The organism is Sphingopyxis sp. TUF1 (assembly GCF_036687315.1).
GTDB lineage: Bacteria > Pseudomonadota > Alphaproteobacteria > Sphingomonadales > Sphingomonadaceae > Sphingopyxis > Sphingopyxis kveilinensis.
This window is the reverse complement of sequence record NZ_CP144683.1, coordinates 779,376-804,001: the sequence shown is the minus strand read 5'-3', so window position 1 is coordinate 804,001 and position 24,626 is coordinate 779,376. Positions and strand designations below refer to the sequence as shown.

The window sequence follows — 24,626 nt, the reverse complement described above, 5'->3', positions numbered from 1 at the left end:
GTGCGCGGCGAAGCGGGATTGCTGGCGGACCTCGACAGGCTTTCCATCCCCTTCGCCGCGCATGAACATGTCGCGGTGTTCACCGTTGCCGAAAGCGACGCGGTCAACGCCGCTATTCCCGGCGCGCATACGAAGAACCTATTCCTGAAAGACAAGGACGGCGCCTTCTGGCTCGTCACCGTGCCGGCGGAGGCGCGCGTCGACCTGAAAGCCTTGCCCGCGGCGATCGGCAGCAAGCGCGTGAGCTTCGGCAAGGCCGACGACATGCAGCGCTTGCTCGGCATCGCGCCGGGGTCGGTAACGCCGCTGGCGGCGATCAACGCCGCGCCGACAAGCGTCACCGTGGTGCTCGACGAAGGGCTTGCGGCAGCGGCGATCGTCAACGTCCATCCGCTCCGCAACACCGCGACGCTGGGACTTTCGGGCGGATCGATCCTCGACCTGCTGCGTCATTGGGGGCATGATGCGGTGATCGCTCCCATTCCGGTTCAGGACATCACATGACCCTCGAAACCCTCTCCACCACCCGCAGCCACGGCGGCACGCAGGGCGTGTATAAACACGCCAGCACGACCACCGGCACCGACATGACCTTCGCCGCCTTCGTGCCCGATCATGCCCCTGGCACCAAGCTGCCCGTCCTCTGGTATCTGTCGGGGCTGACGTGCACCCACGCCAATGTGATGGAAAAGGGCGAATATCGCGCTGCCTGCGCCGAGCATGGCGTCATTTTCATCGCGCCCGACACGTCGCCGCGCGGCGACGATGTGCCCGACGATCCCGAAGGCGCGTGGGATTTCGGGCTGGGCGCGGGCTTCTACGTCGATGCGACTGCGGATCCGTGGGCGAAACATTACCGGATGCGGTCGTACATCGAGGATGAGCTGCCCTCGCTGATCCTGCGCAATTTCGCGGGCGCCGACCTGACGCGGCAGGCGATCACGGGACATTCGATGGGCGGGCATGGCGCGCTCACCATTGGCCTGCGCAATCAGGATCGTTTCCGCTCGGTCTCGGCCTTTTCGCCGATCGTGTCGCCGATTCGCTGTCCGTGGGGTGAAAAGGCGCTCGGCCATTATCTCGGCGACGACCGCGAAGAATGGCGCGCTTATGATGCGTGCGCGCTGCTCGACGACGGGCTTCGCGTTCCCGACCTGCTCGTCGATCAAGGCGAAGCCGACAATTTCCTGATCGAACAGCTCAAGACCGAATTGCTGGTCAAGGCGTGCCAGCGCAACGGACAGAAGGCCGAAATCCGGATGCAGCCGGGATATGACCACAGCTATTATTTCATCTCGACCTTCCTGGCCGAGCATGTCGCGTGGCATGCCGAGCGGTTGAAGGTGTGATTGCTCCCCTCCCGCTTGCGGGAGGGGTTGGGGGTGGGCAAGCGCCGATGCAGGTGCCCACCCCGCTGCGACTAACGAGCAAAGCTCGTTAGTCTCGCTGCCCCTCCCGCCTGCGGGAGGGGGGCTTTCAGGGAATCAGCAAACTCGATCCCGTCGTTCTCCCAGCCTCCAAATCGGCGTGCGCCCGCGCCGCGTCCTGCAACGAATATCGCTGCCCCACCGTGACCGCCACCGCGCCGCTTTCGATCATCTCGAACACGCGCGCGGCGCCTGCAGCGCGCTCGCCGGGGATGTGGTAATAATCGAACAAGGTCGGCCGCGTGACGAACTGCGATCCGTGCTGCGCCAGGACGCCCAGGTTGACGCCGGTGACCGGGCCGCCCGCATTGCCATAGCTGACGATCAGTCCTCGGCGCGCGGTGGCCTTCAGCGACACGTCCCATGTCGCCATGCCGATGCCGTCGAAGGTAACGGGCACGCCCTGACCGTCGGTGACCTCGCGGACGTGCGCCGCGACATCGTCGGTCTTGTACCGGATGACATGGTCGGCGCCGGCTTCGCGCGCGACATGTGCCTTGGCCTCGGTGCTGACCGTGCCGATGACCGTCGCGCCGATCGCTTTCAGCCATTGGACGAGGATCAGCCCGACCCCGCCCGCGGCGGCGTGGACGAGCACCGGCCATCCGGCCTCGACCTTGGCGCAGCGCTCGACGAGCGCCTCGACGGTGCAGGCCTTGAGCAGCGCGGCCGCGGCGGTTTCATCGTCGATGGTGGCGGGAAGCTTGAAGAGGGAGGCCGCGCTGACCAACCGCGCGCTGGCATAGGCGGCGCGTTCGGGGCCGAACGTCGCGGCGCGGTCGCCGGGCTTGAACCCGTGGACGCCTTCGCCGACGGCGACCACCTCGCCCGCCGATTCAAGGCCGAGTCCGCCGGGCAGTTGCACCGGATAGGTGCCATCGCGGTGGTAGATGTCTATATAGTTGAGCCCGACCGCGGTCTGGCGGAGCAAAACCTGACCGGGACCGGGCTTGCCCAGCGTCACCTCGCGCCAGTCGATGACCTCGGGCCCGCCCTGGCTTTCGATAAAGGCCTGGATTGCTTGCATCGGCTTGCTCCTGCTTTCCGGTCCATCTGGTGGGCCGGACGGAGGAGCGCAAGGGCGGTGCGGTCCCTTCATGCGTCATTGCGAGGAGCCGAAGGCGACGCGGCAATCCAGAGCAGGCTTAAACCGCACTGGATTGCTCCCCCGGCTTTCGGCGGGGTCGCAATGACGATGTTTTGAAAGTTGTCCGTCGCTTACTTCGACGGACGGCGTGGGCTGCGCTGGCCGTAGGGTTTGGGTTTATAGCGTTCGGTATTGCCGCCCGGTCTTGCCGGGCCACGCGGCCCGCGCGGACCGGAGCGCTCGCCGCCCGGCGCGCGGCCCAGCGTGCTGCGCGGGGCCCGGTCGCCCGAGCCCTTGTCGCGGCGCGGGGGATAGGTCGGGCCGTCGGGTGCCGGCGTGATCGACACGCCGCTGTCGTCTTCGCCATCCTGATTCGCGGTGCGCACCACCGCCTCGGCAAAACGATCGGCGATGGCGCGCGGGATGTTGAACATCGTTTCCTTCGGCCCGATGCGGATCGCGCCGATCTCATTCTTGCTCACATGGCCGCGGCGACAGAGCAAAGGCAGGATCCAGCGCGGATCGGCATTCTGGTGGCGACCGATGTTAAGGCGGAACCAGACGCTGTCCTCGAACCCCTCGCGGCGATCGGCACTGCCGCGCTCCGGTCGTTCGAAGCGCTCGCCGCGCTCGGGACGGCCTGCGGTGTCGCGGCCGCGTGGGCCGTTGTCGATCAGATCCTCGGGCGGCGGCATCAGCGCGCGGTGCGCGCGGACGAGGCTCGCGGCAATGTCTTCGGCGCTGCGTTCGGCCATCAGGCGCTGCGCGAGTTCCATATCCTCGGGTTCATGCTCGACCGGGGCGAGCAGCTTTTCGATCAGCCGCTCCTGATCCTTTTGCCGGACGTCGGCGGCGGTCGGCGCGTCCATCCATTCGGCGTTGATCCGCGCCCCGCGCAGCATCCCGTCGACGCGGCGGCGGCGCGGATAGGGGACGATGATGACCGCGGTGCCCTTTTTGCCCGCGCGGCCGGTGCGCCCCGACCGGTGCTGGAGCGCCTCGGCATCGCGGGGGATTTCGACGTGGATGACAAGGCTGAGCGTCGGCAGGTCGATGCCGCGCGCGGCGACGTCGGTGGCGACGCAGACACGGGCGCGCCGGTCGCGAAGTGCCTGCAACGCATGGTTGCGCTCGTTCTGGCTATGCTCGCCCGACAGCGCGACGGCGGCAAACCCGCGCTCGACAAGGCTGGCGTGCAGGCGGCGGACATTGTCGCGCGTCGCGCAGAACAGCATCGCTGTTTCGGCTTCGTGCAGCCGCAGCAGGTTGATCACCGCGCCCTCGATATCGGCCGGGGCGACGGTCACGACCTGATATGCGATGTCGCCATGCCCGCGGTCTTCGCCGACGGTCGAGATGCGCAGCGCGTCGCGCTGATAACGCTTGGCGAGCTGGACGATCGGTTTGGGAAGCGTGGCAGAAAACAACAGCGTACGGCGCGTTTCGGGGGTGCCATCGAGGATTTCCTCCAGATCGTCGCGAAAGCCCATGTCGAGCATTTCGTCGGCCTCGTCGAGCACCGCGACACGCAATGCGGTCAGATCGAGCGCGCCGCGTTCGAGGTGGTCGCGCAGGCGTCCGGGGGTGCCCACGACGATCTGTACCCCCTGGTTCAGCGCACGGCGTTCCTTGCTCGCGTCCATGCCGCCCACGCAGGTTGCAATCCGCACCCCGGCCTTGCCATAGAGCCACGCAAGTTCGCGGCTGACCTGCAGCGCGAGTTCGCGCGTCGGGGCGATGATCAAGGCCAGCGGCGATGTCGCGAAGGGAAGGCGACCGTCTTCAAGCAGTTCGTCGGCCATCGCAAGACCGAAGGCGACGGTCTTGCCCGATCCGGTCTGCGCCGAAACCAGCAGGTCGCGGCCCTTGGCCTCGTCCTCGGTGACCTGCGTCTGGACGGGGGTGAGCGCTTCATAGCCGCGCGCGACGAGAGCGTCCGAAAGGACGGGGGAAAGATTTTCGAAAGTCATTATTATCTCAATAGCATAGGCGGCCACCGGTGCGGTGGCAGGCCGACAGAAAGGGGCTCAATGGGCTTAAATCACCTGTCCGGCAGCGTGTCCGCTTGCCCAGGCCCATTGAAAATTATAGCCGCCTAACCACCCTGTGACATCTACGGCCTCGCCGACCGCATAGAGGTTTGGAACGGTTTTGGCCACCATTGTTTGCGAAGACAGGTTCGCAGTCGAAATTCCGCCCACGGTGACCTCGGCTTTGGCAAAGCCTTCGGTGCCATTCGGGCGAAAAATCCACTTCGCAAGACGCGACTCGGCCTCGGCGAGCTTGCGATCGGTCTGCGCGCCGAGTTCGCCAAGCAGCGCGAGGCGGTCGGCTAGCGTTTCGGCAAGACGGTCGGGGAGCAGCGCGCCAAGCGCGGCGCGGAGAGTGACGCGCGGGCGCGCGCGCTTGGCTTCAAGCAGCCAGCCTCGCGGCGCATCGGGCAAGAAATCGATCGTCACCGGCTCGCCGTGGCGCCAGTAACTACTGACCTGAAGGATCGCGGGGCCGGAAAGCCCCTTGTGCGTAAAAAGCGCGGCTTCGCGAAACGCCGCTTTGTCCGCGCGCGCCTCGACCGGCGTCGCAACGCCCGACAACTCGCGGAAGAGCACATCGTCGCCGCCAAGCGTCAACGGGACGAGCGCGGGCCGCGGCTCGACGACCTTGAGACCGAACTGGCGGGCGAGATCGTAAGCAAAGCCGGTCGCGCCCATCTTCGGGATCGACGGGCCGCCGGTCGCGATGACCAACGCGGGGGCCGCGAAATCTTGATCGCCGAACCGGACTGTGAACCGGCCATCGGCGTGCGCTACCTCGCGCACCGGCTGGCCGCAGCGGACGTCGACGCCGCCCTTTGCGCATTCGTCGAGCAGCATTGCGACGACCTGCTTCGCCGATCCGTCGCAGAAAAGCTGGCCCAGCGTCTTTTCATGATGCGCGATGCCGTAGCGATCGATCATCGCGATGAAATCGGCGGGGGTATAGCGCGCGAGCGCCGACTTCGCGAAATGCGGGTTCGCGGAAATATAGCGGTCGGGGGCGGTATGGATGTTGGTGAAATTACAGCGCCCGCCACCCGAAATCAGGATTTTCTTGCCTACCTGATCGGCATGGTCGAGCAACAGAACGCGCCGCCCGCGCTGCCCCGCAACCGCCGCGCACATCAGCCCGGCCGCGCCGGCACCCAGCACGATGGCATCATAATCGGATGCGGTCATGAGGGTATCAGTGCAGCTTCGCGATCGACAGGCCGTCGGCCTTGGCGCGTTGCTTGACCGATTCCTCGCTACGCGTCAGCGCCTTGGCGATCGCTTTCAGCGCCATGCCCTTTTTCGCGAGCGTGTGCAGCTTGTCGATCTCGGCCGCCGTCCACGGCTGCTTGTGTCGTTCGAACCGGTCCTTCATGCCATCACCTCCGGATCAGGATCGGCGGACAGGATGGTGATCGCGTCCTCGCGGCCCTGAAACGCGACGCTCTCGCCCGCCTCGGCGCCCATCAGCGCGCGGCCAACCGGCGCGGTGAAGGCGATGTGACCCGCGGCGGGATCGGCCTCATCGTGCCCGACGATCGTTACCGTGCGTTCGTCGCCGTTCAACCTATAGCGCACGCGGCTGCCGATGCCGACGACGCCATCGGCGGGTGGTGCCTGAACCTCGGCGGTGGCGTGGCGGGTGTGAACATAACGCAGGCGCCGCTGCAATTTCTTGCGTGCATCCGCGTCGGTTTCGCCGGAAATCGCCGCTTCGATTCGGGCGGTCTCCTCGCCGAGCAGGCGCAGCCCGCGCGGGGTCACGAGGTTCGCGCCGACCGGGATCGGCAGCTCATATTCGGGTTCTTTATGTTCGTCGTCGCTCTCGCGGCGAAAGGCTACGCTCATCGTCACTTTCCTGAAGGATGCGCGGCTGTGGCGCACGAAGGTGGCGACAAGATGGCGGCAGCACTGGACAGCGGTACAGGTGTGTGTTATTTGTATAACACACAAAGGAGATTCACGATGCGAAACTGGACAATAGCGGCGCTGCCGCTGGCTCTCGCGATGACGGTGACGGGGTGCAGCGCCGAGGTGACGAACGACCGCAAGGATGCCGAGCGCACGGTCGACGCGGGCCCGACGGCGTCGCAGGAGTTCGACCTGACCGGATTTACCGGCGTCGAGGTCACGGGCCCCGACGATGTGACGATCCAGCGCGGGAAAAATTTCTCGGTCGTCGCGCGCGGGCCGCAAGCGGTGATCGACGAGCTGGAGATCGAGCTCGACGGCAACATGCTGTCGATCGGGCGGAAAGATTCGAACTTCCGTTTTAACGGCGACCAGGCGGTCAAAGTGACGGTTGTCATGCCGACGCTCCGCGCCGTGCGCCTGACGGGATCGGGCGCAATCGATGCCGATGCGGTCGAGGGCGATGCGGTCGAGGCCGTGGTGACCGGGTCGGGTGACCTGAAGGTCGCGGCGCTGAACGGCACCCGCGCGAAGCTCAGGATCACGGGATCGGGCGACCTGGAGATCGGCGGCGGCACGATCGGCGCGGGCGATTATGACGTCACAGGATCGGGCAGCATTGACGCGGGCGGGCTCGCGGCCAAAACGCTCGACGTTTCGATCGCGGGATCGGGCGACGTCGATGCGCAGGCGAGCGACAGCGCCGACATATCGATTCTGGGTTCGGGCGACGCGACGATCGGCGGCGGGGCGAAATGCTCGACACGCTCGCTGGGCTCGGGCGACGCGATCTGCAAATGATGCAGCTATGGCGCCGCCCCGCCGAACGCGGTAGGACGGCGCCATGACCAGCATCCTACTGCGATGGGCCGTATTTTTGGCGACCACCCTGCTTCTTGTCGGCCCCGCGTCGGCCGCCGAGAAACGCTATGGCCTCACCAGCTTCGAGGCGATCGAGGTCCAGGCCGATGTGACGGTCGAGGTCGTGAACCGCGCGCCGGTCGGCGCGGTGGCGACGGGTCCGCAGGATGCGCTCGACCGGCTGAGCGTCGAGGCGCGCGACGGTCGGCTGGTGATCAGCGAACGGCAATTTGCGGGCGATGAAAAGCGCGGGCGACCGCGTGGGCCGGTGACGGTGCGCGTGAATGCCGCCAATCTGCGCTCGGCGACGCTGGCAGGCGCGGGCTCGCTCGCCATCGACCGGCTGGCGGGGCAGCGCGCGACGATCGGCCTGCGCGGGCCGGGGCGGCTGACCGTCGGGGCGCTCGACACCGACCGGCTACAGGTCGCAATGATCGGCAACGGCACGATGACGCTCGGCGGCAAGGCCAAGAATGCGCAAATGACGCTGTCGGGCGCGGGCATGGTCGATGCGTCGGACTTGGCGGTCGATGAGCTCGTCAGCGACAGCGAGGGCGCGGGCGATCACCGCTTCCGCGCCGTCAAAAGCGCCGCGGTCACTGCGCGCGGGATCGGCCGGACGGTCGTGTTGGGCCGGCCGGTCTGTACCGTACGCAACGTCGGGAGCGGATCGGTGTCCTGCGGGGCGGGGGAATAGGTTTCTGGCTGTGGGTTTCGGCGGGGGGCTGCCATAAAAAATCCTCCCTGTGGCCGCAGGCCATGGGGAGGGGGACCGCGCCCGAAGGGCGTGGTGGAGGGGCGGCGACGTTGCGCCAAAGCCCCTCCGTCAGCGCTTCGCGCTGCCACCTCCCCATGGCTTCGCCACAGGGAGGACATTATCATCATCCCCCATCAACCCCCCGCCGTACCCAGGCCATCGACCTTCTTCGACTGGCGCGCGATCAGGCCAGGGAACCAGCGGGCGAGGCGCGACAGGCGGCGGGCCATCTTGCCGACGGGCGTGTGGATGCGCGTGCCGTGGACTGCGTCCCATGCCGCGCGCGCGACATCCTCGACCGGCGAAATCTCGAACCCGCTCGCTGCCAGTCGGCTGCGCGCGGGTTCGTTGCTGTCGGCACTAACCTGGTCGAGCAGCGGGGTGTCGATGAATCCCGGCATCAGCGAGCGCACCTTGATGCCATGCTTGGCAAATTCGATCTCCAGTCCCTCGGTCAGCCCGCGCACCGCAAATTTGGTCGCCGAATAGACGGCAAGTCCGCCGACGCCGTAAAAACCCGCCGCCGATCCAGCGTTGAGGATCGCCGATCCAGGCGTTGCACGCAGCAAGGGCAGCGCCATATAGATGCCGTTGACGACGCCGCCGAAATTGATCGCGATCAGGCGGTCGGCCTCCTCGGGCGCCATATCGATGAACTGACCGCCCGAACCGATGCCGGCGTTGTTGAACAGCACGTCGAGGCGGCCGCCGCTGGCGCGCGCGAAGTCGTCGAGCGCGGCTTTCCACTGGTCGCGGTCGCGCACATCCATGACGTGCCGCGACGCAGCGCCGTCGGGAAACAGCGCGGCGGTTTCGTCGATCCCCTGCGCGTTGACGTCGGCGATGCCGACGAACCAGCCCTGGCCCGCGAAATGAAGCGCGACCGCGCGGCCGATGCCCGAACCGCCGCCGGTAATGAAAATCGCCTTCCGCGCCATCGGCCCTCTCCTTACATTCGTGTCAGTTGCACAAGATGCGAAGCCGGCCTGTCCGTCAAGCGGCAATCGCGGCTTGGCGGGGGGCGGTGCGGCCGGTATCAGCTTAGCGATGCTGCGCTTTCCCCTGATGCTCGCTTCGTTCCTGCTGCTCTGTTTCGCGTCGGCGCAGGCCGCGGTGACGGTGAGCTTCTACAGCCATGATTTCGGCGATCGCTTTCCGCACGCCTTCATCGTGATGAAGGGGAAGCTCGATGCGACGGGCGCGGTGGTCGACGCCAACTACGGCTTTACCGCGGTGTCTGTCAGCCCCGCGATCCTGTTCGGGTCGGTGAAGGGGAAGGTTGAATCGTCGAAGCCCGACTATATCGCCAGCAGCGATCGCCAGTTCGATGTCGTCGTCGATGATGCGACCTATGCGCGGATTTTGGCGAAGGTCGCCGAATGGCGCGATCGCGAGCAGCCGAGTTACAGCCTGAACAAGCGCAACTGCGTCCATTTCGTGATGGAACTCGCCGAGGTCGTGGGGCTGAAGGTCAATCGCAAGAGCAAGCTGTTCAAAAAGCCGAAGAGTTTTTTGCAGGAAGTGAAAGAACTGAATCCCGCGCTGCGATGATGGCTGCTTTCGATCGGTCGCAGACATAAAATCCTCCCTGCCGCGAAGCGGTGGGGAGGGGGACCGCGCCCGAAGGGCGTGGTGGAGGGGCCGTGACGGTAGCGCCAAAACCCCTCCGTCAGCGCTTCGCGCTGCCACCTTCCCATCGCTGCGCGACAGGGAGGATTTAACGACAGCTCCCCGCTCCAAGCAGACACCAAAAAACGCTGTCCTACATCGCCCGGTTGTGCCAGCTTTCATCGCAGCTCATGCAATATATGGATAAAGACGGTCGTCGACCTGCTTATGGACGCGGCGCACGGCCCGGGCGTGCCATACCCGCCGGGGGCGACAAATCGGGAGTGCGCGCAAGGCTGACCTTTCCTGACCTTTGGACCGATTGGGACGGCCACCAAACCGCGCGCGCATTAAGACAAGACCTAGACGCCATCCCGCTTTCACCCTATGTTCAGCGAACGGGGCGCAATAGTTTCCGCTCCGTCACGAAAACGAGGGGCGATTCTTGCGGTTATTGCTGACCCTATTGGCGTTGCTGACCGGTCTGGCGAGTGCCGACCGGGCGGTTGCCGCGCCCGCCATGCCGGCGGCGATGGGGTCGCTCGTGCTGCTCGCCGAAAGCGCGACGAAGGCGGAGGCGAACGACAGCGTGCGCCGCCCCGCAACCAATGCGCGCGCGCCGCGCAACACAACCAACTGCACCAAGCCGCGCAAGGCGGCTCCGCCGCACCTTCCCGGACTCCTTACGGGCAGCGACCGCGCGCTCGAATAGCGCGCCGTTCGCCGTGCCCTGAAAAGGGCCGCCGCCCGGCGTCGGGCATCCATTCTTTTGATATGCGCGCGTCTCAGGATGCCGCCAAATTTACTGATATTCCAAGGGAAATTCCATGTTTGCTGGCCTTGCCAAGAGCCTGTTCGGCTCGTCCAACGACCGTTATGTCAATTCGATCCGCAAGATCGTCGACAAGATCAATGCCTTCGAACCCGCGATGCAGGCGCTCGATGATGCCGGATTGCAAGCGCAGACGGCGAAGTTCCGTGAGCGGTTGAGCGCGGGCGAAACGCTCGACGACATCCTGCCCGAAGCCTTTGCCACAGTGCGCGAGGCGGCGGTGCGCACCTTGGGGATGCGCCATTTCGACGTCCAGATGATCGGCGGCGTCGTCCTCCACCGCGGCGAGATCGCCGAAATGGCGACCGGTGAGGGTAAGACGCTGATGGCGACCTTGCCCTGCTACCTCAACGCGCTTGACGGCAAGGGCGTGCATGTCGTCACCGTCAATGACTATCTGGCGCGCCGCGACGCCGAATGGATGGGCACCGTTTACGGCTTCCTTGGGCTGACCACCGGCGTGATCGTCCCGAACCTCAACGAGATGCAGCGCCGCGAAGCCTACAACTGCGACATCACCTATGCGACGAACAACGAGCTGGGTTTCGATTATCTGCGCGACAATATGAAGTTCGACCGGCAGCAGATGGTCCACCGCCCGTTCAATTTCGGCATCGTCGATGAGGTCGATTCGATCCTGATCGACGAAGCGCGCACGCCGCTTATCATTTCGGGCCCGACCGACGACAAGTCCGAACTCTACATCCGCGTCAACGAAGTCGTGCTTCAGCTGACCGACGAGGATTATGAGAAGGACGAAAAGTCCAAGGCGATTACCCTGACCGAAGAAGGCACCGAGCATGTCGAGCGGCTGCTCGAAGCCGCGGGGCTGCTGCAGGGCAGCAACCTTTACGACATCGAGAATACCCAGGTCGTCCACCACGTCAATCAGGCGCTGAAGGCGATCCAGATGTTCCGCATCGACACCGACTATATCGTCAAGGACGGCAAGGTCGTCATCATCGACGAATTTACCGGCCGCATGATGGACGGACGCCGCTGGTCCGACGGCCTGCACCAGGCGGTCGAAGCGAAGGAAGGCGTGCAGATCGAGCCCGAGAACCAGACACTCGCGTCGATCACCTTCCAGAATTATTTCCGCATGTATCCTAAGCTCAGCGGCATGACCGGCACCGCGGCGACCGAGGCGGCCGAGTTTTTCGACATCTACAAGATGAACGTCGTCACCATCCCGACCAACCGGCCGATCGCACGCATCGATGAGGAAGACGAGTTCTACAAGAATATCACCGACAAGTTCGGCGCGATCGCCCGCACGATCCGCGAGGCGCAGGAGCGTGGCCAGCCGGTACTCGTCGGCACCGTGTCGATCGAAAAGTCCGAGCTGCTTTCCTCCTTCCTCGAGAAAGAAGGCGTCGCGCACAGCGTCTTGAACGCGCGTTTCCACGAAAGCGAAGCGCATATCGTCGCACAGGCGGGGCGCACCGGCGCGGTGACGATCGCGACCAACATGGCGGGTCGCGGCACCGACATCAAACTCGGCGGTAACGAGGAATTCCGCATCGAGGACGAGCTGAAGGATCTGCCCGAAGGCCCCGAACGCGACGCCGCAATCGAGCGGATCAAGGCCGAAGTCGCCGCCGAGCGCGAGGCGGTGAAGGCCGCCGGCGGGCTGTTCGTGCTCGCGACCGAACGCCACGAAAGCCGACGCATCGACAATCAGCTGCGCGGCCGCTCGGGACGTCAGGGCGACCCCGGCCTGTCGAAATTCTACCTCTGCCTCGATGATGACCTGCTGCGCATCTTCGGCCCCGACACGCTGTTCGCCAAGATGATGAACAAGAATCTGGAGGATGGCGAGGCGATCGGGTCGAAGTGGCTGTCGAAGGCGATCGAGACCGCGCAGAAGAAGGTCGAGGCGCGCAATTACGACATCCGCAAGCAGGTCGTCGAATATGACAACGTCATGAACGACCAGCGCAAGGTCATCTATGAACAGCGCGGCGAGATCATCGACAGCGAAACCGTCGATGATGTGATGGCGGCCATGCGCGCCGAAACGGTGAACGCGATCGTCGCCGACGCGTGCCCGCCGGGCAGCTATCCCGAACAGTGGAATGTCGAGGCGATGAAGGACCGGGTCGCCAACATCCTCGACCTCAACCCGCCGATCGACGACTGGATGCAGGAAGACGCCGTCGATCCGGAGGTGTTCGAGGAACGGCTGCAACAGATGGCCGACGCGACCGCCGCCGAAAAGGCGGCGCTGGTCGATGCCGACACGTGGAAGGGGATCGAAAAATCGATCCTGCTTCAAACGCTCGATCATCATTGGAAAGAGCATCTCTCGACGCTCGACGCGCTGCGCCAGGTTGTCTTCCTGCGCGCCTATGCGCAGAAACAGCCGATCAACGAGTATAAGCAGGAGGCGTTCGCGCTGTTCGAGCGTATGCTGTCGAACATCCGCGAGGATGTGACGCGCACCGTCGCCCGCATCGACCTGCGCTTCGACGAGCCCGAGCCGATGCCGCTGCCCGAGCTGCCCGATTTCCTGACGACGCATATCGACCCGTTTACGGGAGAGGACAACAGCGCCGACATCGATGCGGGATCGCTGGGCTTGATCGCGAACACCTTGCCGCCGATGCAGGTGCCCAAACATGACATTGCTCAGGGCGAGAACCCCTACGCCGCCTTGGAGATCAGCCGCAACGCGCCGTGCCCCTGCGGTTCGGGTCGCAAATACAAGCATTGCCACGGCGCGATTTGATTCGAGAACCGTCGCCCCCGCGAAGGCGGGGGCCGCTGTCGGCTTGGCGCAATGCTGCCAGAGGCCTTCCCCTTCGCGGGACGACGTTCTGGAGTAACTCCTTGATGTTGCCGCAGCAATCGGCGCCATGAGTCCGCTTGCCAAGGCGGATGGCCGCGATTAGCATCCTGCGCATAAGCTTGGCGGCCGCGTAGCCAGACAAGCGATGCAGCAGGCAGGATTTTCGGGGCCGCGCACGCCGACCATCGCGCGCGGCAGGGCCGGTGGCATGTTGCGTGGAAAGGGCTGGGGCATTTCCTTTTTCGACGAGATGACGGGACAGGAGGGCGCGGTCCGCGCGCCCTATCGCGATTATTCGGACTGGTTCGGCCGCGAGGACGCGGCGCGCATCCAGCGCAAGGCGCAGCAGGCCGAGGCTTTTTTTCGTACCACGGGGATTACCTTCAACGTCTATGGCCAGGATGAGGCCGACGAACGGCTGATCCCCTTCGACGTCGTCCCGCGCATCATCTCGGCGAGCGAGTGGCGCCGCCTGTCGCGTGGCATCGAACAGCGCGTGCGCGCCCTCAACGCCTTTCTCCACGACATTTATCACCGGCAGGAGATTTTGCGCGCCGGGCGCGTGCCGACCGAGCTGATTTCGCGCAACGAGGCGTTCCTGCCGATGATGATGGGCATGGACCCGCCGGGCGGCATCTATACGCACATCAGCGGAACCGACATCGTGCGCACGGGCGCCGACGAATTTTACGTGCTCGAGGATAATGCGCGGACGCCGTCGGGCGTGTCCTACATGCTCGAAAACCGCGAGACGATGCTCCAGATGTTTCCCGAGCTGTTCGCGAAGATTTCGGTGCGCGAGGTCAGCGATTATCCACTAAATTTGCTCAAATCGCTCGCCGCCTGCGCGCCCCCCGCGTGCGGGGGGACGCCGACGGTCGCGGTGCTGACGCCGGGCATCCACAACAGCGCTTATTTCGAACATAGCTTCCTGGCTGACCAGATGGGCGCCGAACTGGTCGAGGGGCACGACCTGCGCGTCGTCGACGGGCGCGTCGCGATGCGCACGACGCAGGGGTATACGCCGATCGACGTCCTCTATCGCCGCGTTGATGACGATTTTCTCGATCCGCTCAATTTCCGGCCGGACTCGCTGCTCGGCGTCCCCGGCATCTGGGACGTCTATCGCGCCGGCCGGATCACGATCGCCAACGCGCCGGGGACGGGCATCGCCGACGACAAGGCGCTCTACAGCTATATGCCCGACATCATCGAATTTTATACAGGCGAAAAGGCGCTGCTGCCCAATGTGCCGACATGGCGGTGCAGCGAGCCCGACCAGCTGAAGGAGGTGCTCGATCGCCTGCCCGAACTTGTCGTCAAGGAAGTTCATGGGTCGGGCGGATACGGGATGCTCGTCGGCCCGGCGGCGACGAAGAAGGAGATTGCGGCCTTCCGCGCAAAGCTTGAGGCCAATCCGCGGGGTTATATCGCGCAGCCGACGCTGTCGCTGTCGACGGTGCCGATTTTTACCAAGGCAGGGCTCGCGCCGCGCCACGTCGATCTGCGCCCCTTTGTGCTGATGTCGCCACAGGGCATTCGCATCACGCCGGGCGGGCTGACGCGCGTCGCGATGACGAGGGGATCTCTGGTCGTCAATTCGAGCCAGGGCGGCGGAACCAAGGATACGTGGGTGCTGGAGGATTGATGGGGATGGGCGGCGCTTCGAAAAGTGGTTGTCGCCCCCGCGAAGGCGGGGCCGCCGGCAGCCTGACCCTTCGTTGCTGCGTAAACCGCCAGCGGCCCCCGCCTTCGCGGGGGCGACGGGAATCCGCCCATGCTAGGGAAAACCGCGGGTGCCCTTTACTGGATGGCGCGCTATCTCGAGCGCAGCGAAAACAACGCGCGGCTGATCGATGCGGGGTTCCGCATCGCGCTCACCCGATCGAGCACCGCGGCAGCCGAGTGGCGATCGGTGCTCGTGACCGCGGGGCAGGATTATGCCTTTCGCCAGACGCAGCAGGATTATACGTCGCAGCGCGTCGTCGATTTCATGCTGCGCGATCCGGCCAATCCGTCGAGCATTATGTCGGTCATCAAGCAGGCGCGCGACAATGCCCGCACCGCGCGCACCTATCTGACCCGCGAAGCGTGGGAAGCGATCAATACCAGCTGGATGACGCTCGGAGCGCTCTTGAAGCGGCAGGTGCGTGAGGACGATCTGCCCGACGTGCTCGCGGCGATCCGTCAGCAGAGCGGGCTGGTGCGCGGCGCCTTTGCGGGCACGATGCTGCGCAACGACGGCTATAATTTCTCGCGCCTCGGCACCTTTCTCGAACGCGCCGACAACACCGCGCGCATCCTCGACGTCAAATATTATCTGCTGCTGCCCTCGGTCGCGCATATCGGGACGTCGATTGACAATGTACAGTGGGAAACCATACTGCGATCGGTGTCTGCGCACCGCGCCTATCACTGGCTGTACGGTGCCGAAATCAGCGCGCTGAAGATCGCCGAATTTCTGATCCTCTATAAACAGATGCCGCGCAGCCTGGCCTTTTGCTGCGACAAGATGAACGACAATCTCGGCTGGCTGGCGCGCACCTATGACGATGAAACCGATGCGGTGCGGATGGGGGCGTCGATCTGCAACGAACGGCTGTCGCGGCCGATCGCGTCGATCTTCGACGGCGGGCTCCACGAATTCATTACCGATTTTCTCCGCGCCAACGCCGCGCTCGCGCGGCAGATCGAGCGCGATTATCGCTTTGTGGAATGACGATGAAATTGCGCGTCGAACATATCACCCGCTATCAATATGACAGCCCGGTTCGCTATGCGCTCCAGCAGGTCAAGCTGACCCCGAAGGAGCGGCCGGGGCAGCAATTGATCCATGACTGGCGGATCGACATCGAGGGCGGCGCGCAGCAGCTTCATTACACCGACCATCACGGCAATGGCGTCGATCTGATCGCGGTGGACGGGGGGGCAAGCGAGCTCGTCATCCGCTGCACCGGCGAGGTCGAACTGATCACCTGGGACGGAGTGATCGGCGCGCACCGCGGCGCGATGCCGCTGTGGACCTTTCTGCGTCCAACGCCGCTGACGCGCGCGGGGCGCGGAGTGCGGTCGCTGACTGCCGAGCTGGGCCGCGATCATGCCACCGATATCGAACGCGCACACGCGCTGTCGGCGCTGATCCTCGAAAGGCTGCCCTATCAGATCGGCGTCACCGATGCGGACACGACCGCCGAACAGGCGCTGAGCGGCGAGGGCGGGGTTTGCCAGGACCATGCGCATATCTTCATCACCGCGATGCGGCATCTGGGGCACCCGGCGCGTTATGTGTCGGGGTATCTGATGATGAACGACCGCACGCATCAGGATGCGACGCACGGCTGGGCCGAGGCGCATTTCGACCATATCGGCTGGATCGGCTTTGACGTCAGCAACGGCCAGTCACCCGACCAGCGCTATATCCGCGTCGCGACGGGGCTCGATTATCACGACGCCGCGCCGGTGCGCGGGATGCGCTATGGTGCGGCGCAGGAAAATCTGGTTGTCCAGTTGCAGGTCCAGCAATAAGCGGGCGGGGCAATTCAGGACGACCGGGGCGGGGATAACGGGATTCGATGACTTATTGCGTTGGTATGCGGCTCAACAAAGGGTTGGTGTTTATGTCGGACACCCGCACCAACGCGGGCGTTGACGATATTTCGCAGGTGCGCAAGATGCGCAGCTGGCATGTGCCGGGCGAGCGTGTCATCACGCTGATGTCGGCGGGCAACCTCGCCACGACACAAGCCGTGGTCAGCCTGCTCGATGAGCGAACCAAGGCACCCGAGGACCGGCATCCCTCGATCCTTGAGGCGCCGTCGATGTTCACGGTGGCAAATATCGTCGGCGAAACGCTGCGCAGCATCGTGATGCGCCACAGCGAAGAAGGGCCGGCAGCGGAATCGCTGTTCCGCGCGTCGCTGATCGTCGGCGGGCAGATCAAGGGCGCCGAACCGCGGCTGTTCCTGATCTATCCTGAGGGTAATTTTATCGAGGCGGGCGAGGACAATCCCTTTTTCCAGATCGGCGAGACCAAATATGGGCGGCCGATCATCGTGCGGTCATATGACCCTGCGATGTCGTTCGAAGATGCGGTGAAACTGCTCTGCGTCTCGTTCGACTCGACGATCCGTGCGAACGCAGGGGTCGACCTGCCGATCGACCTCAAGATCCATGAACGCGACGATTTCACCACCGTGCGCGAACGCCGGTTCGAGCGGGACGACGTCTATTTCCGCCGCGTGTCGGAGGGCTGGGCCGAGGCCCTGGGGATTGCGCTGGCGGAACTGCCCGACTTTCGGTTCTGATCCTGCGATGGCCTCCCCCTCATCGTCACCCCGGACTTGATCGGGGGTGCATGACTTCAGCGTCGCAGTGGATCCCGGATCAAATCCGGGATGACGAAGATGGCTTACCGATTCCTCCGCCCCTCGATCAACCCGTCGACCAGGCTCGGGTCGGCAAGCGTTGATGTGTCGCCCAATGACCCAAAATCATTCTCCGCGATCTTGCGCAAAATGCGCCGCATGATCTTGCCCGAGCGCGTCTTGGGTAGCCCCGGGGTCAGATGGATATGGTCGGGCGTCGCGATCGGGCCGATTTCCTTGCGCACCTGTTGTTTCAGCGCCGCAGCCACCTCGTCGCTGGGCTCCACTCCGGCATTGAGCGTGACATAGGCGTAGATACCCTGACCCTTGATGTCGTGTGGGAAACCGACCACCGCAGCCTCGGCGACCAATTCGTGCAGCACGAGCGCGCTTTCGACCTCGGCAGTGCCCATGCGGTGCCCCGACACGTTGATGACATCGTCAACGCGGCCGGTGATCCGCCAATAGCCGTCGGCATCGCGGCGGCAGCCGTCGCCGGTGAAATATTTGCCCTTATAGGTCGAAAAATAGGTTTCGGCGAAGCGGGCGTGATCGCCGTAGATCGTCCGCGCCTGCCCTGGCCAGCTGTGCGTGATGCAGAGGTTGCCCTCCGCCGCGCCGCCGGTGTCTTCGCAAAGGAGCTTGTTGCCCTCGGCATCGACGAGTTCAGGACGGACACCGAAGAAGGGCTTGCCCGCGCTGCCGGGCTGCATCGGATGCGCGCCGGGGAGCGTCGTGATCATGATGCCGCCGGTCTCGGTCTGCCACCAGGTGTCGATGACGGGCACGCGGCCCTTGCCGACGGTTTGGTGATACCAGCGCCACGCCTCGGGGTTGATGGGCTCGCCGACGCTGCCGAGCAGCCGGATCGACGACAGGTCGTGGCGCATCACATAATCGTCGCCCTCGCGCATCAGCGCGCGGATCGCGGTGGGAGCGGTGTAGAGGATGTTGACCCCATGCTTATCGACCACCTGCCAGAAGCGATCGTGGTCCGGATAGTTGGGGACGCCTTCGAACATAACCGTCGTCGCGCCATTTTGAAGCGGACCATAGACAACGTAACTGTGGCCGGTGACCCAGCCGATGTCGGCGGTGCACCAGAAGATTTCGCCCGGACGGTAGTCGAACCCATAGTAAAAGGTGCTGGCCGTCCATACCGAATAGCCGCCGACCGTATGCAGCACACCCTTGGGCTTTCCAGTCGAGCCCGAAGTGTAGAGAATGAACAGCGGGTCTTCGGCGTTCATCGGCTCGCACGGACAATCGGCGGGGACATCGGCCGAGAGCGCGTCGTACCAATGGTCGCGCCCCTCTTTCATCGTGACGTCGCCGCCCGTGTGCGCGATGACGAGGACCGCCTTCACATCGACGCGCTCAAGTGCCTTGTCGACATTGGCTTTCAGCGGGACGACCTTGCCGCCGCGCAGTCCTTCGTCGGCGCAGATCACCCAGTCGCTCCCGCAGTCCTCGATCCGCCCATGAATCGCTTCGGGCGAAAAGCCGCCGAAGACGACGCTGTGGACGGCGCCGATCCGCGCGCAAGCGAGCATCGCGACCGCGCCCTCGGGGATCATCGGCATATAGATGGTGACGCGGTCGCCCTTCTGGACGCCCAGCTTTTTCAGCGTGTTCGCGAAGCGGATGACGTCGGCGAGCAGCGCAGCAAAGCTGATATGCCGCGTCTCGCCGTCGGGGGCGTCGGGCTCGAAAATAATCGCGGTGCGATCGCCATGCCCCGCGGCGACATGGCGATCGACGGCATTTTGGCAGAGGTTGAGGACGCCATCCTCATACCATTTGATCGATACCGGCTCGTAGGACCAGCCAGCGATCTTCGTCGGCGCCTTGATCCAGTCGATCCGCTTCGCCTGCTCGGCCCAGAAGCTATCGGGATCCTCGACGCTCTGCCGGTAGAGCCGGTCATAATCGGCAGCACTGCAATGCGTGTTTTCCGCGGCGTCCGCGGGGACGGGGACCAGGGGTTCTGACGGCGGCAATTCGGACACGTTGGACTCTCCTCTTTTCGATCTCACCTTAGCCCTCCGTATCGAGCGAAGTCGAGATGCCCGTCATTCGCGCACGCCTGTCGCGTGTCGCGATCCATCGCCATTCTGGCGAAGGCTTCGCTCGACAAACGGAATGGGGCGATTAGTGGGCAGCATTGTCACGAGAGCGAAAGGATAAGCAATGGCCGGGATCGATGGACAGGTTGGGCAGTTGCTGGACCGGCTGGGGGTCGATCGCGCGCTGTGGACCCAAGGATCGATGCCTGCGGTGACGCCTTTGACGGGTGAGCAACTGGGCATGGTGCGCGTCGGCGATACCGCTGCCATCGAGGATACCTTGGACAAGGCAACGGCGGCGTTTCGCGCGTGGCGCCATGTTCCGGCGCCGCGGCGGGGCGAGTTAGTGCGGTTGTTCGGAGAGGAACTGCGCGCCGCGAAGGAGGATCTGGCGAAACTGGTGACGATCGAGGCCGGCAAGATCGCGTCCGAGGGCGCGGGCGAGGTGCAGGAGATGATCGACATCTGCGACTTTGCCGTCGGGCTGTCGCGCCAGCTTTATGGGCTGACGATTGCGACCGAGCGGCCGGGGCACCGGATGATGGAGGTGTGGCATCCGTTGGGAGTCGTCGGGGTGATTTCCGCGTTCAACTTTCCCGTCGCGGTATGGGCGTGGAATGCGGCGATCGCTTTGGTCTGCGGCAACAGCGTGGTGTGGAAGCCGTCAGAGAAGACGCCGCTGACCGCGCTCGCGACGCAGGCGATCTTCGAGCGGGCGCTGGCGCGCTTCGGCAATGCGCCCGCAGGCCTGTCACACGTAGTGATCGGCGGGCGCGAGGCGGGCGAGGCGCTGGTCGACGATGCGCGCGTCGCGCTGGTGTCGGCCACGGGATCGACGCGGATGGGCCGCGCGGTCGCGCCGCGACTGGCGCAGCGCTTTGCGCGAGCGATTCTGGAACTTGGAGGCAACAACGGGGCGATCGTGACGCCATCGGCCGACCTCGACCTCGCGCTGCGCGGCGTGGCGTTCGGGGCCATGGGGACGGCGGGGCAGCGATGCACGACGACGCGGCGGCTGTTCCTTCACGACAGCATCTATGACGGCTTCATCGCGCGCCTGAAGACCGCCTATGACAGCGTGGCGATCGGCAATCCGCTGGACAGCAACGTACTCGTCGGACCGCTGATCGATGGCGCAGCTTATGACGCCATGGAAGCGGCGCTGGCAGCGGCAAAAGCGGCAGGCGGCATCGTTCATGGGGGCGCGCGCGTCGGCGAGGAGGCGAGCTTTTATGTCCGTCCCGCGCTTGTCGAAATGCCGGGACAGATCGGGCCGGTGCTGGAGGAGACATTTGCGCCGATCCTTTATGTGATGCGCTACGACGATCTCGACGCGGCGATCCGGCTGCACAACGACGTCGCGGCGGGGCTGTCGTCGGCGATCTTCACGACCGACATGCGTGAGGCCGAGCGCTTTCTGGCCGCAAGCGATTGCGGCATTGCAAACGTCAATCTCGGAACCAGCGGGGCCGAGATCGGCGGAGCATTCGGCGGCGAGAAGGAAACCGGCGGCGGGCGCGAAAGCGGGTCGGATGCGTGGCGTCAATATATGCGGCGCGCGACGAATACAGTGAATTATTCGGACGCGCTGCCGCTCGCGCAGGGGGTGAGTTTCGAACTCTAATGGCGAGCGGCCACTCAAAATCCCGTTCGTGTCGAGCGAAGTCGAGACACCATGGAGCCGTATACGCCCGATGGTCATCTCGACTTCGCTCGCTGCGAACGGAACAGGGAGGGCTGCGTCAGTCGGGCCGCCAGCCGAAACCTTGGTCGAGCGCCACGACTTCTCCCGCGGTCCCCACCGGCTCCACCTCTCCATCGGTCAAAAACGCCAGCATCGTCGCATCGCTCGCATCGACATGCGCGAGCGTGCGCTTGCCTTCGGGCGTGCGCGCCACGACGACACCCCCCTTCGGCGCGCCGTCGCGCCCGTAAAACACCGTGTAGCTTTCGATCGTCGCCGGCCCGGTATAATCCTCGACGAGTTTGGGCACCGGGCCGCGCTTTGCATCGGCCTCGGCTTGATAGTCGAAATCCTGGGGGAAACTGGCGGCGGCAATCGGCTCCTTGCCCAGCACGATACAATGATTGTCGGTTGCAAAGCCGCCGTTGGCGAAGAGAAAACCATAACGGCCCTCGTTCCGCAGTTTTAGGACCATCGAGACGATCGCGTGGCTCATATAATTGGCGATCGGCCCGCCGCCGAAGGTCAGCCCGCCGAACACGGTCGCGGGACGGTCCCACGGCCAGCCGAGAATGCGGCGCGCCATCTTGGGCACGCAAGGGAAGCAGCTGTACAGCTCGACGCAATCGAAATCGTCGGCCGTCATGCTGTTCAACGCGAGCGTGCGGGCGATCGACGTTTCCATACCGGCGCTGTGATCGTAGCGATCGCGGGCGAGGATGCTGGGCGGCTCCTTCGCCGCCGCGCCCATGCCGACATATATGAGGCGATCCTCGGCAATGCCGCGCCGCCGCGCTTCGGCGAGGCTGGCAACGAGGAAGCCCGCGCCCTGATTGACCGATGAATTCGCGACCATCAGCTTTGAATAGGGAAAGGCGATCGGGCGGTTGCGTTCGTCGATGTGCAGGATGTCTTCGGGGGTCGCGGGCTTGCGGATCCATGCGTTGTCGTTTGCGGCGGCCACCTCCGAAAAGCGCGACCATATCTCGGCGCTTTCGGACTGAGCTTCGGCAAGGCTTTGCCTCCAGGCGGCACGCGTCGCGTTTTCGTAGAGCGGATAGACATCGACCGGCGCCGCCAGGCCGTGTTTCTGCGCATAGGTCGGCTCATGGCGGGTGGCGACCTTGCGCACCGCATTATAGCTCTTGTCCTCGCCGCTCGCAGCCTTGGCGGCGCGGGCCGCGGCGGTGCGCAAGGCTTCGCCGCCAACGATGGCGGCGAGCCTGACCTCGCCAGCGCCGATGCGGTTCGCGGCCTCGTTCAGCAAGCGGACGGGGGTGTCGCCGTGCGGCGCGGCGGACTGGTAATTGATTGGCGGCGTGGCGCCGATCGCCGCCGCCAGGGGTTCGCAGAGTTTGCCGAGGTGATGGAAACTGATCTGGTCGACGATCGCGAGGCTGTCGATGTCAGCGAGCGGGACGCCCGCGTCGTCCGCGGCGATCTTGAGCGCGGCGACCATCAGCCCGAGCGAATCCAGTCCCTGATCGGGATCTCCGGGGCGGTCGTTGATTTGTCCGACGCCGATAATGACCGGAATACGCTCGGCATCGGTCATCCTAGCGCGCCTTCCATTCGGGCTTGCGCTTCTGCGCGAAGGCGAGCGGGCCTTCGCGCGCATCTTCGCTCCGCATCAGCGCGCTCCGCTCGAGCGTGTTATGCTCCCAAAAGGGGGCATCCGATGCAATGCGGCCGTCCTGAATGCCGAGCGCAACGCGCTTCGAAGCCTGCACCGACAATGGGGCGTTGGCGGCGATCTTTCCGGCTAGCGCGATCGCAGTCGGCATCAGCTCGGCGAGCGGCACGACATGATTGACGAGCCCAAATTCGGCGGCACGCGCCGCCGGGATCGGGTCGCCCGTCAGCATATATTCCATCGCCAGCTTGCGCGGCAGCTGCTGCGCCAGCCGGAAGGCGCCGCCCGCCGCGGCGAACAGCCCGACCTTGACCTCCGGCAGCCCGAATTGCGCGTGGTCGGCGGCGACGATGATGTCGCTCATCAAGGCGATCTCGCACCCGCCGCCGAACGCGAAACCATTGACCGCGGCGATGATCGGTTTCGAGATCGGGTGCGCGACCATGCCGGCGAAGCCCCACGCCTGCTGCGCTGGATCGGAAGGGGCCAGGCTTTCGCCGCGCGACAGCGCCACCAGATCGGCGCCGGCGCAGAAGCTCTTGTCGCCCGCGCCGGTGATGACGACCGCGCGGATTTCGGGATCGTTTTCCGCCTCTTCGAGCGCGGTGCCGATGCCGACATGGACCGCGGCGTTGACTGCGTTGCGCGCCTCGGGCCGGTTGATCGTGACGATCAGTATGTGACCTTGGCGTGTCGTGAGGATGGTGGTGTCGGTCATCTCGAATCTCTCCCTTTGGCGGAGTATCGCGGGTGGTTGACGTTTACGTCAACTGTAAAGGGTGCAGCCGCTCTCACCGTCATTGCGGCTGCAGCGAAGCAATCTCCAGGCATCGGCCTTAGGCGACGCCGATAGCTGGAGATTGCCGCGTCGCCTTAGGCTCCTCGCAATGACGAAGTCGGTTAAATCGACTGCCCGGTCTTCGCCCAGTCGGCGAGGAAGCCTTCAATACCCTTTTCGGTGAGGATATGCTTGAACAGTCCTTTGATCACCGACGGCGGTGCGGTCATCACGTCGGCGCCGATCTTCGCGGCTTCGAGCACATGGATGCCGTGGCGCACGCTCGCGACGAGGATTTCGGTCTCATAGCCGTAATTGTCGTAGATCAGCCGAATATCGGAGATCAGCTGCATCCCGTCGAACCCATTGTCGTCATGACGACCGACGAAGGGCGAGACGAAGGTCGCGCCCGCCTTGGCGGCGAGCAGCGCCTGCGCCGCCGAGAAGCAGAGCGTCACATTGACCATCGTGCCGTCGCTGGTCAGCGCCTTGCAGGTTTTCAGCCCGTCGATCGTCAATGGCACCTTGATGCAGACATTGTCGGCAATCTTGCGGAGGATTTCGGCCTCTTTCATCATCGTGTCATGGTCGAGCGCGACGACTTCGGCCGAGACGGGGCCGGTGGTCAGCGCGCAAATCTCGCGCGTAACTTCCTTGAAATCGCGGCCCGACTTCGCGATCAGCGACGGGTTGGTGGTGACCCCGTCGAGCAGACCGGTCGCGGCGAGCTCCTGAATGGCGTCGATTTCGGCGGTGTCGGCAAAGAATTTCATGGGATGGGCTTTCTTGCGGGCAGGTGA

The 24,626-nt window shown here is 64.7% G+C and carries 22 protein-coding genes; 12 read left to right on the top strand and 10 right to left on the bottom strand.

All coding sequences use genetic code 11. The features are described 5' to 3' along the window. Entirely contained in the window at nucleotides 1-504 is a 504-nt protein-coding gene (locus VSX77_RS03835; RefSeq protein WP_338426342.1) for a prolyl-tRNA synthetase associated domain-containing protein, read from the top strand. Further along, nucleotides 501-1,349, top strand: coding sequence for an S-formylglutathione hydrolase (gene fghA, locus VSX77_RS03830; RefSeq protein ID WP_338426341.1), 849 nt, complete (start codon nucleotides 501-503; stop codon nucleotides 1,347-1,349). Before VSX77_RS03835 ends, fghA begins: the two co-directional genes overlap by 4 nt. 127 nt (nucleotides 1,350-1,476) lie before the next feature. Here fghA and VSX77_RS03825 read toward each other — a convergent pair whose 3' ends face one another. The 5 genes from VSX77_RS03825 to VSX77_RS03805 all read right to left on the bottom strand — a co-directional run bounded on the left by VSX77_RS03825 (nucleotide 1,477) and on the right by VSX77_RS03805 (nucleotide 6,389). Continuing rightward, the gene (locus VSX77_RS03825; RefSeq protein WP_338426340.1) at nucleotides 1,477-2,454 is read right to left on the bottom strand and encodes a quinone oxidoreductase family protein; all 978 of its coding nucleotides are present in this window, start codon (nucleotides 2,452-2,454) and stop codon (nucleotides 1,477-1,479) included. A gap of 191 nt (nucleotides 2,455-2,645) precedes the next feature. After that, complete coding sequence (locus tag VSX77_RS03820; RefSeq protein ID WP_338426339.1) at nucleotides 2,646-4,484, bottom strand: DEAD/DEAH box helicase; 1,839 nt, start codon at nucleotides 4,482-4,484, stop codon at nucleotides 2,646-2,648. Between the two features lie 66 nt (nucleotides 4,485-4,550). Further along, a complete protein-coding gene (locus tag VSX77_RS03815) occupies nucleotides 4,551-5,729 on the bottom strand; it encodes an NAD(P)/FAD-dependent oxidoreductase (protein WP_338426338.1) in 1,179 nt (392 codons plus the stop codon). A gap of 7 nt (nucleotides 5,730-5,736) precedes the next feature. After that, nucleotides 5,737-5,916 (bottom strand): hypothetical protein, encoded by a 180-nt coding sequence (locus VSX77_RS03810; protein WP_136173486.1) that lies wholly within the window; start codon nucleotides 5,914-5,916, stop codon nucleotides 5,737-5,739. Then, nucleotides 5,913-6,389 (bottom strand): GreA/GreB family elongation factor, encoded by a 477-nt coding sequence (locus VSX77_RS03805; protein ID WP_338426337.1) that lies wholly within the window; start codon nucleotides 6,387-6,389, stop codon nucleotides 5,913-5,915. The genes VSX77_RS03810 and VSX77_RS03805 overlap by 4 nt, the downstream gene beginning before the upstream one ends. Before the next feature lie 117 nt (nucleotides 6,390-6,506). On the opposite strand from VSX77_RS03805, the gene VSX77_RS03800 reads away from it, so the two are divergent. After that, the gene (locus VSX77_RS03800) at nucleotides 6,507-7,253 is read left to right on the top strand and encodes a head GIN domain-containing protein (RefSeq protein ID WP_338426336.1); all 747 of its coding nucleotides are present in this window, start codon (nucleotides 6,507-6,509) and stop codon (nucleotides 7,251-7,253) included. Nucleotides 7,254-7,296: 43 nt separating this feature from the next. Then, nucleotides 7,297-8,010, top strand: coding sequence for a head GIN domain-containing protein (locus VSX77_RS03795; protein ID WP_338426335.1), 714 nt, complete (start codon nucleotides 7,297-7,299; stop codon nucleotides 8,008-8,010). Between the two features lie 194 nt (nucleotides 8,011-8,204). Here VSX77_RS03795 and VSX77_RS03790 read toward each other — a convergent pair whose 3' ends face one another. Continuing rightward, nucleotides 8,205-9,008, bottom strand: a complete 804-nt coding sequence (locus tag VSX77_RS03790; protein ID WP_338426334.1) for an SDR family oxidoreductase — start codon at nucleotides 9,006-9,008, stop codon at nucleotides 8,205-8,207. Nucleotides 9,009-9,117: 109 nt separating this feature from the next. Here VSX77_RS03790 and VSX77_RS03785 point away from each other — a divergent pair, with 109 nt between their 5' ends. The 7 genes from VSX77_RS03785 to VSX77_RS03755 all read left to right on the top strand — a co-directional run bounded on the left by VSX77_RS03785 (nucleotide 9,118) and on the right by VSX77_RS03755 (nucleotide 17,605). Then, nucleotides 9,118-9,621 (top strand): hypothetical protein, encoded by a 504-nt coding sequence (locus VSX77_RS03785; protein ID WP_338426333.1) that lies wholly within the window; start codon nucleotides 9,118-9,120, stop codon nucleotides 9,619-9,621. A gap of 502 nt (nucleotides 9,622-10,123) precedes the next feature. Next, complete coding sequence (locus tag VSX77_RS03780; RefSeq protein WP_338426332.1) at nucleotides 10,124-10,390, top strand: hypothetical protein; 267 nt, start codon at nucleotides 10,124-10,126, stop codon at nucleotides 10,388-10,390. A gap of 115 nt (nucleotides 10,391-10,505) precedes the next feature. After that, nucleotides 10,506-13,241, top strand: coding sequence for a preprotein translocase subunit SecA (gene secA, locus VSX77_RS03775; protein WP_338426331.1), 2,736 nt, complete (start codon nucleotides 10,506-10,508; stop codon nucleotides 13,239-13,241). Nucleotides 13,242-13,509: 268 nt separating this feature from the next. Continuing rightward, nucleotides 13,510-14,949, top strand: a complete 1,440-nt coding sequence (locus tag VSX77_RS03770) for a circularly permuted type 2 ATP-grasp protein (RefSeq protein WP_338426330.1) — start codon at nucleotides 13,510-13,512, stop codon at nucleotides 14,947-14,949. A gap of 129 nt (nucleotides 14,950-15,078) precedes the next feature. Continuing rightward, a complete protein-coding gene (locus VSX77_RS03765) occupies nucleotides 15,079-16,020 on the top strand; it encodes an alpha-E domain-containing protein (protein WP_338426329.1) in 942 nt (313 codons plus the stop codon). A gap of 2 nt (nucleotides 16,021-16,022) precedes the next feature. Next, complete coding sequence (locus VSX77_RS03760; protein WP_338426328.1) at nucleotides 16,023-16,826, top strand: transglutaminase family protein; 804 nt, start codon at nucleotides 16,023-16,025, stop codon at nucleotides 16,824-16,826. Between the two features lie 47 nt (nucleotides 16,827-16,873). Next, complete coding sequence (locus VSX77_RS03755) at nucleotides 16,874-17,605, top strand: peptidase (RefSeq protein ID WP_338426327.1); 732 nt, start codon at nucleotides 16,874-16,876, stop codon at nucleotides 17,603-17,605. A gap of 104 nt (nucleotides 17,606-17,709) precedes the next feature. On the opposite strand, the gene acs is transcribed toward VSX77_RS03755, so the two are convergent. Further along, nucleotides 17,710-19,674 carry an acetate--CoA ligase gene (gene acs, locus VSX77_RS03750; protein WP_338426326.1) on the bottom strand — a complete coding sequence of 655 codons (1,965 nt, stop codon included), beginning with the start codon at nucleotides 19,672-19,674 and terminating at the stop codon, nucleotides 17,710-17,712. Nucleotides 19,675-19,855: 181 nt separating this feature from the next. On the opposite strand from acs, the gene VSX77_RS03745 reads away from it, so the two are divergent. After that, nucleotides 19,856-21,355, top strand: coding sequence for an aldehyde dehydrogenase family protein (locus tag VSX77_RS03745; protein WP_338426325.1), 1,500 nt, complete (start codon nucleotides 19,856-19,858; stop codon nucleotides 21,353-21,355). A 118-nt stretch (nucleotides 21,356-21,473) separates the two neighbouring features. Here the strand turns inward: VSX77_RS03745 and VSX77_RS03740 are convergent, their stop codons facing one another. The 3 genes from VSX77_RS03740 to fsa all read right to left on the bottom strand — a co-directional run bounded on the left by VSX77_RS03740 (nucleotide 21,474) and on the right by fsa (nucleotide 24,599). After that, complete coding sequence (locus VSX77_RS03740) at nucleotides 21,474-22,970, bottom strand: acetyl-CoA acetyltransferase (protein WP_338426324.1); 1,497 nt, start codon at nucleotides 22,968-22,970, stop codon at nucleotides 21,474-21,476. A 1-nt stretch (nucleotide 22,971) separates the two neighbouring features. Beyond that, entirely contained in the window at nucleotides 22,972-23,766 is a 795-nt protein-coding gene (locus VSX77_RS03735; protein WP_338426323.1) for an enoyl-CoA hydratase-related protein, read from the bottom strand. A 182-nt stretch (nucleotides 23,767-23,948) separates the two neighbouring features. After that, nucleotides 23,949-24,599 carry a fructose-6-phosphate aldolase gene (fsa, locus tag VSX77_RS03730; protein ID WP_338426322.1) on the bottom strand — a complete coding sequence of 217 codons (651 nt, stop codon included), beginning with the start codon at nucleotides 24,597-24,599 and terminating at the stop codon, nucleotides 23,949-23,951. Nucleotides 24,600-24,626 lie beyond the last annotated feature (27 nt).